The sequence below is a fragment of the Pedobacter sp. 10L46_2 genome (assembly GCF_056395165.1).
Genome location: NZ_JBFTIZ010000045.1, coordinates 17627 through 27522, shown reverse-complemented (window position 1 = coordinate 27522; position 9896 = coordinate 17627). Strand labels below are relative to the sequence as shown.

Genomic DNA, 9896 nt, shown 5'->3' with positions numbered 1-9896 from the left:
CTTCAGAACGGTCTTGGCTTATCTGCCTTAGATTGCGGTTTGTATTTCGTATTGCATGCAGTGCTTTTTATGATATCGGCAGTGCTGGCGTCTAAGCTGATCGTTAAATTTGGGAAACGCGTCTTGCAATTGGGCGTGGCCCTTATCATGGTATCCTTTATGCTCCAGATCCTGATTTTTAAACCGCAGGTAAGCGGGTTATACGTCATTTTACTCATTGGACTCTACGGTCTGGGCAACGGACTTGTCCTACCCTCTCTGCTTACCATTGCATTAGGAAGCATCCCAGCAAAATTTGCAGGCGTTGCTGCCGGCATCTTTTCCACCTTCCAGCAAACCGCTTCAGCCCTGGGGATCAGCATTTTGGGGGGTGTATTTTATTACGAAATCAGCACAAATAAGGCCAACCCCGATTACCTTAAAGCTTTCGATTATGGTATTGCCGCCAACATGGCCTGCCTTTGCTTAGTATTATACATGCTTTACCTCATCCCTAAACCCATTAAAGCCAAATAATGACGGGATAACCATTAATATTGATATCTTTGAGTAGGCAGCGATAAGTGTATCGTCGTCGAATTTGACTTCATGACCAGACTAAAAAAAACAGAACTCGAAATTTCTGATGATCAGTTCCCTGTAGTGGGAATTGGGGCTTCAGCAGGAGGACTAAAAGCCATAAGTCGATTTTTAAAGGCCATCCCGCCGAAGTCTGGAATAGCTTACGTATTTGTTCAGCACTTAAGTCCTGATCATGAAAGTTCCCTACCGGAATTGCTTCAGAAAATATCAAAAATCCCCGTACATCAGATAACAGACGACATCCATTTGGAACCGGACAACTTTTATGTTATCCCAGAAAACAAGATCGTAACCGCTACAGATGGAGTGCTTAAACTCTCATCACTCGACGATAAACGCTATAAAGTAAAAGTAATAGACCGCTTTTTCTCTTCACTGGCCATTGTGCACCAGGGTTATGCAATAGGTGTAGTCTTATCGGGCTCATTAAACGACGGCACCCTGGGTTTAGAGGCAATTAAGGCCTATGGAGGAATCACCTTTGCACAGGATGAAGATTCTGCAGAGTATAACGAAATGCCTGCAAGTGCGATAAAAGCTAAAACAGTAGATTTTGTATTAAACCCTGAAAAGATTGCAGTGCATCTTCTTACCATTAATGCACCTTTTTACAATAATCATATCAATCCCTCCGAAGATAAAGGTTCAAGGGACGAAGCGGTTTTCAAGCAAATACTTACATTACTTCGGGTACGCAGGGGGGTAGATTTTTCATTCTATAAGTCAAGCACTTTAAAAAGGCGCATTGTACGTAGAATGGCATTAAAGGGAACTGACAAACCGGAAGTCTATTTATCCGTTCTGCGCGAAAAAAAGGACGAACAGGACGCGCTATACAATGACATGCTCATTTCTGTTACTAATTTTTTCCGTGACCCGGACATCTTCGAAACCCTGTGTACCACTGTGCTCTCTTCGATCATAGATCAGAAGAAAAACGGTGAACCCTTACGGATCTGGATTGCAGGCTGCGCGACCGGAGAAGAAGCGTACTCTATGGCAATCTGTTTAACAGAACAATTGGGTGATAAAGCTTCTGCAATGAAAATACAGATCTTTGCTACTGATATTTCTGAAACGGCAATTAACAAAGCACGTACCGGCGTTTACAGACCTACCGATATTGAGGGTGTTTCGGAGTCTCGTCTGCGTCAGTTCTTTAATAAAATTGACGGCAACTATCAGGTCAGAAAAAGCATCCGGGACATGTGTGTTTTTGCACATCATAACTTCTTAAAAGACCCACCTTTCTCCAGACTTGACTTAATTGCCTGTCGCAATGTTTTAATCTATCTCGAACCGGTATTGCAGAAAAAAGCAATTACGGCCTTTCATTATGCCCTGGCCAATCATGGTTTTTTATTGTTGGGAAAATCAGAAAGTATTGGCAAAGACTCAGATCTTTTTCTGCCATACAACCATGCAAGCAAAATTTTTCAGCGGATCGGCATTCCCGGCAGGATTATGCAGGTAACCACACAGGGTAGTGAGCAGAATTTTAAAAATGTTGACACCAGTGCACGTAAAGGAGCCGAAGAACCGGATATTTCTAAACTTGCCGACCAGGTGGTACTGGCTAAATTCTCACCTTCTGGAGTGCTGGTAAGCGATAACTTCGACATTATTCAGTTTAGAGGAAAAACAGATGCCTGGCTCGCCCCGTCCCCTGGAAGAGCTAGCTTAAACCTGCTAAAAATGGCAAGGGAAGACCTGGTTTTTGAACTCCGGAATTTATTGCAGCAGGCAAAGAAAAATCAAACTCCTGTGGGAAAAAAGAATGTGATCTTTAACCTGAATGAACAGCAGGAATTTGTTGATATAGAGGTTACCCCGCTTATAAAACCTGAAAGTGTCCATTACCTGGTCTTGTTCCAAACCAGTTTTTCAGCGGTCCGTAAAAGGCCTTTATCAAAAGCCGGAAAACGGGTTGAAAGTGACAAAGACCTGAGGTTAAAGCAGCAGGAAATGGAGCTAACCCAGCTTAGGGCAGAAATGAGGAATGCAACAGAAGAACAGGAAGCGGCACATGGGGAACTGCAAAGCGCAAATGAGGAGTTGCTTTCTGGTAGTGAAGAGCTACAGAGCTTAAACGAAGAACTGGAAACTTCAAAAGAAGAGCTGCAAAGCACAAACGAAGAGATCAACATCATTAACAATGAACTCACCGGACGTAACCAGGAACTAAACAATGCAAGGGTATACACAGAAGCCATCATAAATACAATTCGTGATCCGTTGATTATTCTGGATAAGGATTTAAGGGTAAAAAGGGCTACGGATGGATTTTACACCAAGTTTCATGTCACTAAAAAAGAAACGGAAGGTGAATATTTCTATGATCTTGGTGACCGGCAGTGGAACATTCCACTACTCCGCGATCTGCTGGAGAACATCTTGCCGGAGAAAAAAATCTTAACTGATTTTGAGGTGAGCCATATTTTCCCAACAATTGGTCTGCGCATCATGAGTTTAAACTCAAGACTACTGGATGGCTTAATATTATTGGCAATTGAAGATATTACGGATAAACGTAAGGTTGAACAAGGCCTGGCTGAAGTGGAGTTGCTATTTAAAGAAAGTAAAGAACGGTTAAAACTTGCCGTAGAAGCCGCAGGTTTAGGCACCTGGGATTACAATACACTTACCGACGAATTGATATTTGATGGCAGGTCTAAAGAACTTTTCGGCCTTAAGCCTAATCATGACATCACTTATCAGCAATTCATAAATATGATCCATGTTGATGATCGTGCTGATGTAGACAAAACCCTGAAACAAGCGCTCACTGGCATCAATAATGGCGAGTACGAAAAGGAATTCAGAACATCAGAAAACCTAGATAAAAAACTCAAATGGGTTAAGTTTAAGGGTAAAGCGTATTTTAATGCAAAAAACGAGCCTTATCGCTTTGTTGGAACATCATTAGATATTACTCCCCAAAAGATGCATGATCAGGCGATAAAAGAATTGTTGCAACACAAAGATGATTTTATCAGTATTGCCAGTCATGAGCTAAAAACACCGCTGACTAGCTTAAAAGCATCGATGCAGCTGATCAACAGGTTAAAGGACGATTCCTTTTCTGACAAGCTGAATTCATTGATTGCCATGTCGACCAGGAGTTTAGACAAAGTAAGTATATTAATAGAGGACCTGTTAAATGCCAGCAGGATTAACCAGGGTCATCTTGAGCTTAACAAAACGCAATTCAATATTGCTAAAATGGTTGATGATTCGTGTTATCACATTCGTGCAGCAAATAAATATTCGATAATTACCACAGGTGATTTAACCCTGGAAATTTATGGAGATAGCGACAGGCTTAGTCAGGTAGTGATCAATTTTGTGAATAACGCCATTAAGTATGCCCCCGAAAGTAAAGACATTACCATTTCTATTGACAAACTAAAAGAGAACATTCGGGTTTCTGTAAGCGACAAAGGGCCCGGCATTCCTGAAGAAAAAATACCTCATTTGTTTGAACGGTATTACCAGATAGATGGCAAAAATGCCGCTTACTCTGGCCTGGGGCTAGGCTTATTCATCTGTACCGAAATCATCAAGAAACATGATGGAAAAATAGGCGCTGACAGTAACCTGGGCCAGGGCAGCACATTTTACTTTACACTACCTATAAAATAGCGTTAGCGAGTGTGCTGTAGCACACTCGCTTGCAACATGGCAACTTTACCCTAATGCCCGTGCCCGGCCTCTTCACTGTTTTTCAATTTCGACAGCAAATCATAAGTTCCTTTTAAAACCACCTTTCCATTTACAGCGACACCTTCCGGAATCTGGACCTCTAAATACCCGCCATCATTTACCCCAATACTTACTTCTACCATTTTAAAATAATACATCCCTTGTTTCTCCGAACCTTCTGAAACAAAGATGTATTTCTTACCTCCAAAATCAACTACAGCACTATTCGGCAATGCCTGCACTTTACTAGTACCCGTTTCAATATATGCTTTAAGGTATGCTCCCGGAATAAAGCTGGTGCTTCCTTTTGAAATGGCATGAACAGTAATCGTTTTATCGGAATTAATTTCCCGACCAACCAAATCTACCACTGCAATTTGCTCTTCCGTATCATTGGCCATAGAAAAACGAACCCGTTGACCTGCCCTAACTTTCGAAGCGTCTCTTTCAAATACATTCAATTCAACATGCAAATTAGCGCTATTTACGATCTCAAACATCGCATCATTCGGATTCACAAACTTTCCTGTATTCACATTTACTTTAGTTACATAACCCGTAATTGGCGAATAAATATTGATCTGGCTCCTAATATTAGCGGCCGACAAACTTGCCGGATTAATGTTGATCAGCTGCAACCTTTGTTTCAACGCACTTTCTCTTGCCAGCATACTTGTTTGTTGTCTCTTATATTCCGAATCGGCAAGTTCCAGCTGGCTCTTGCTTTCCAGGTAATCTTGCTGTAACAAGACATATTCCTGATTTTGCAAAACGGCAATCACTTGTCCTTTACTAACGGTGCTTCCCTGCAGCAACGGAGTCGATTTTACGATTCCTCCCATTTGCGTAGTAACACTAACCAGATTTTGTGGCGGCACATCAATAAAGCCATTAACCTTTAACAAGCCACTTAAATCTTTCATTTCCGGCGACCCTAGTGCGATGCCTGCAGTCTTATATTGTGCAGAGGTAAATTCCACGGTATTTTCATCCTCATGGTTTACGCTTGCTGTTTCTTTAACTGCTGTTGTTTCTTCTGATTTCGGTGTATTCCCTCCGCATGAGGTTAAAACCGCAGCAAATAGGACGTAAATGGTCACTTGAATAGTTCTTTTCATTTTCTTAATTATAAACCACTGAGGTATTGAAGTGTATAAACTGATTGATTGTATTGATTGATAGCCTGCAAATAGCTAAAATGTGTTTCCGAATACGTCCTTAATCCCTGAAGATATTCTACATAACCGATCTCTCCGTTTTGAAACGCGATTTGCGATTGCTTCAAAATCAGGTTGGCATTCGGCAGGGCACTTTTTTTATAATAATCGATGCTCCGTGAGTTTTTAAGCAATGCCTGATTCGCCTTATTGTATTCGCCCTGCAAATTGGTCTGAAAAAGTTCATACTGACTTTCCGTAACCTGTTTTTCTATTCTGGCTGCTTTTATACGGGCCGAAAAAGGTTTAAAGAATAACGGAATGGCCACTCCTGCCTGTACCCCCTGAAATCTTTTACCACCATTAAAGTACTGGTCCTGTCCGTTTACCGTTTGCGTACCGATAATGGACTGGTTAAAATAACCAACAGTAAAATCAGGTCCTGAACGGGCTTTCTCTACACCTAGTGCTTTATCGGCAATATCAATCTGCTGTTTTTGCAGGGCAAGTTGCGGGTTTGCACCAACACTATTGCCAGCTGCAACATTCCATTCGGCCTGCGTAAATTGATCCTTAACAATTTCAACGGGTTGCTGCGTATTCAGCAATCGCTGCAGTTCAGAAGTATAAGCCAGTATATCTGATTCATTTTCACTCATCTGATTTCTTACTTCATTATACTGCGTTTCGGCAGTGGTTTTCTCCAGCAGGTTCGTCTCGCCTGTTTCATACCTTAAGGAAGCGGCTTTTAAGAAATTGCTGTATACGGAATCCTGACTTTGATACAGATCTTTTAAAGCAATAAAATAAGCAAGGTGCATATAAGTACTTTTAACCTGATAGCTCAGTTCGTTTTGCGTAACGGCCACATTAATCTCTGCACCCTTGATCTGCGCATCATACAGATTACGCTGATTTTTAAACAGTCCGGGATTCGGAATACTCTGGGAAACACTAAAATTATTGTCCTTTTTAATTCCATTAATTTGTCCATACTGCACATCAAGATTGGTTTTTCCTAAGTCGGTCGAACTGCCTCTCAATGCCTGTTGCTGATTTACCTGAAGGCCTGAAGATTTCATGGCCTGGTTGTTTTTAAGAGCAGTTTGCACGGCCTGTTCCATTGTAAGCGGAATCCTTTTTAAAGACGTTTGTTGTGCATTTGCCGCAGCAGGTACGGTAAAAGTGAGCAAAGCAATAACGACAATTATTGCAACTGGAACACCTGTTTTAGGCTTACGTTTATAGCCTTCGAAATAAGTATATAACACGGGTAATACAATTAAAGTTAAAATAGTAGAGGTAATGAGACCACCGATTACAACGGTAGCAAGTGGCTTTTGAACCTCTGCGCCCGCCGCTGTTGAAATGGCCATAGGCAAAAAGCCCAACGAAGCCACGGTTGCGGTCATCAATACTGGTCTCAAGCGGATGGCTGTACCTTTAAGCACAATTTCATCCAATCCATATTTATTAAGTTTCCGGAGCCTGTTAAACTCGGTGATCAGTACAATCCCATTTAATACCGCAACACCAAAGAGCGCAATAAAACCAACTCCTGCAGAAATACTGAAAGGCATTCCACGAAGCAGCAGCGCAAAAATACCACCTATTGCCGCCATTGGAATGGCAGAAAATATAAGTACCGATTGCTTAACCGATCCAAATGAGAAATACAATAAAAGCAGGATTAGCGCCAGGGCAACAGGAACAGCAATAGAAAGCCTTTGAGTTGCTTCTTTCAGGTTTTCAAACTGACCGCCATAAGTGATGTAATAACCGGTTGGCAACTTGATCTGTGCGTTGATCTTTTCTTCAATCTCGGTTACCACACTGGCAATATCGCGACCTCTTACATTTAATCCAACAATGATCCTTCGCTTGGTATCTTCACGCTGGATCTGATTTGGCCCCACCTTAAATTCTACATCAGCAAGCTGATCAAGGGGAACCTGATTGCCGTTAGGTGCCGATACGTAAACATTTTTTACATCGCTGATGTCTTGCCTGTTCTGTTGCGACAAGCGCACCACCATATCATAGCGCTGCTCACCCTCGTAAACTACTCCGGCAGACTGGCCCGCAAAGGCGGTATTAAGGGCTTGGTTTACCTTATCAACGGTTAAGCCATACTGAGCAATCCTATCCCGGTTGATCTTTACAACGATCTGCGGAAGACCCGTAGCCTGCTCCAGATAAAGGTCTTTTGCACCCTCAACTGTAGAAACAATTTTGCCGATCTTTTGCGAAATATCGGTTAAAGCACTTAGGTCATCTCCAAAGATTTTTATTCCGATATCCTGCCTTACTCCCGAGATCAGCTCGTTAGAGCGAAGCTGAATAGGCTGAGAAAAACCAAAGCTTACGCCAGGCACATCCTCAAGGGCTTTACCCATAAGTTCGGCCAGTTCTACCCTGTCATTAGTGGTTGTCCAGTCTTTTTTATCTTTTAAAATAATGGTAAGATCACAGGCCTCCATAGGCATTGGATCGGTCGGAATCTCGGCTGCACCAATCTTTCCGATCACCTCTTTTACCTCTGGAAATCTCTTAACCAGGATATCAGATGCCTGATTTACTTTATCTATGGTCTGCGAAAGCGAGCTTCCGGTAAGCAAACGGGTTTCAACAGCAAAATCTCCTTCTTCGAGGGTTGGAATAAACTCTCCTCCCATTCTCAAAAACAGCAATATACTGATGGCTAAAAGTATTATAGACGACGCCACCACAGCCATACGTTTACGCAAAGCGGCACGTATAATCGGTGTATACTTCCTTTGAAAGAAATCCATCATACGGTCAGAAAAATTCCTTTTATGCGTTGCTTTTTTACTTAATACCAGCGATGATACCATGGGCACATAAGTAAGCGATAGCAGGAAGGCGCCAAGAATAGCAAATGAAACAGTTTGCGCCATGGGGCCAAACATTTTCCCTTCTATACCCACCAACGCAAGAATGGGCAGATATACAATCAGAATAATGATCTGACCAAAAGCAGCAGCACTCATCATACGCACAGAAGATTTCTCCACCTCTGCATCCATTTCACGTTGGGTATAGGCCCTGCCTAATTTATTGCCTGCCAAAATATGCATGGTGGCTTCCACGATAATTACAGCCCCATCTACGATCAGGCCAAAATCGATAGCACCCAGGCTCATCAGGTTTCCTGATACCCCGAAGAGGTTCATTAACGAAATGGCGAAAAGCATGGACAGCGGAATAACCGAGGCGACTACCAATCCGGCCCGGAGGTTCCCTAAAAAGAGCACCAATACAAAGATCACAATTAACGCTCCCTCTATAAGGTTTTTAGCTACGGTACCCATGGCACGGTCTACCAATGCACTTCTGTCTAGAAAAGGTTCAACAACAACCCCTTCGGGCAGGGTTTTATTGATCCGCTCTATTTTAGCTTTAACCTTTTTAACCACATCGTTGGCATTGGCACCTTTCAGCATCATTACGATACCGCCAACGGCTTCGCCATGGCCCTTGGAGGTTGCCCTGGTCAGTGCTCCATAACGGATAGAACTGCCCAACTGAACGGTGGCAATGTCGCGGATAAGCACCGGAATCCCATTGGCATTGTTCTTAACCACTATTTTATTGATATCATCTAAACTGCCAATTAAGCCCTCACTTCGGATAAAATAAGCAGTCGGTTTTTTATCAATATAAGCACCTCCTGTATTTTGGTTACTGGATTCTAAAGCGGTAAAAACATCAGCAATACTTAAATTAAGGCCTCTTAACTTATCAGGATCAAGGGCAATTTCGTACTGCTTTAATAAACCGCCGAAACTGTTTACTTCGGCAATACCGGGAGTTCCCAGCAATTGTTTCCTCACAATCCAGTCCTGAATACTTCGCAGGTCACGGGCATTGTATTTCTCTTCAAAGCCCGGTTTTGCATGGATTACATACTGATATATTTCGCCCAGTCCGGTTGATATCGGAGATATTTCGGGATTCCCCAATCCTGCCGGGATGTTGTTCTTTGCTTCGGCAAGCTTTTCATTAACCTGCTGGCGCGCCCAGTAAATATCCACATCATCATGAAAAACGATGGTTACTACCGATAAGCCGAATCTGGAAATAGAGCGTACCTGTTCAATTTCGGGTATGGTAGACATGGTTTGCTCCACCGGATAAGAGATGAGCCTTTCTACCTCCTGAGTAGCCAAAGAGGGGCTGAGTGTGATGACCTGTACCTGGTTATTTGTAATATCGGGTACGGCATCTATAGGTAATTGTTTTAGCGAATATACACCCCAGGCAATAAGCGCGAGGGTAAATAATCCTATAACTAATTTGTTCTGTATAGAAAACTGAATGATTTTTTTCAGCATTGAATTTTAAATTAGGTTAAAGAAAAAACAAGGCAATGCATAACGGAATCATTCCATGAGGATAGATCCGGTGCAATAAAACCTGAAATTTAAATTAACC

At 42.3% G+C, this 9896-nt stretch carries 4 protein-coding genes; 2 read left to right on the top strand and 2 right to left on the bottom strand.

Features of this window, described 5'->3' with window-relative positions:
* Both AC1DDX_RS07420 and AC1DDX_RS07415 read left to right on the top strand, forming a co-directional pair.
* On the top strand, window positions 1-516 hold a 516-nt coding region (locus tag AC1DDX_RS07420; RefSeq protein WP_477621912.1), incomplete at its 5' end, for an MFS transporter.
* 72 nt (window positions 517-588) lie between these two features.
* Window positions 589-4224 (top strand): CheR family methyltransferase, encoded by a 3636-nt coding sequence (locus tag AC1DDX_RS07415; protein ID WP_288879891.1) that lies wholly within the window; start codon window positions 589-591, stop codon window positions 4222-4224.
* Window positions 4225-4274: 50 nt separating this feature from the next.
* On the opposite strand, the gene AC1DDX_RS07410 is transcribed toward AC1DDX_RS07415, so the two are convergent.
* A complete protein-coding gene (locus AC1DDX_RS07410) occupies window positions 4275-5402 on the bottom strand; it encodes an efflux RND transporter periplasmic adaptor subunit (protein WP_477621911.1) in 1128 nt (375 codons plus the stop codon).
* Between the two features lie 8 nt (window positions 5403-5410).
* Entirely contained in the window at window positions 5411-9796 is a 4386-nt protein-coding gene (locus AC1DDX_RS07405) for a CusA/CzcA family heavy metal efflux RND transporter (RefSeq protein WP_337715730.1), read from the bottom strand.
* Window positions 9797-9896: the final 100 nt, after the last annotated feature.

What these genes read in the sequence shown, in the direction of transcription:
- AC1DDX_RS07410 (WP_477621911.1), bottom strand. Translation starts at nt 5,402, where the DNA reads ATGAAAAGAACTATTCAAGTGACCATTTACGTCCTATTTGCTGCGGTT.
- AC1DDX_RS07405 (WP_337715730.1), bottom strand. Translation starts at nt 9,796, where the DNA reads ATGCTGAAAAAAATCATTCAGTTTTCTATACAGAACAAATTAGTTATA.
- AC1DDX_RS07415 (WP_288879891.1), top strand. Translation starts at nt 589, where the DNA reads ATGACCAGACTAAAAAAAACAGAACTCGAAATTTCTGATGATCAGTTC.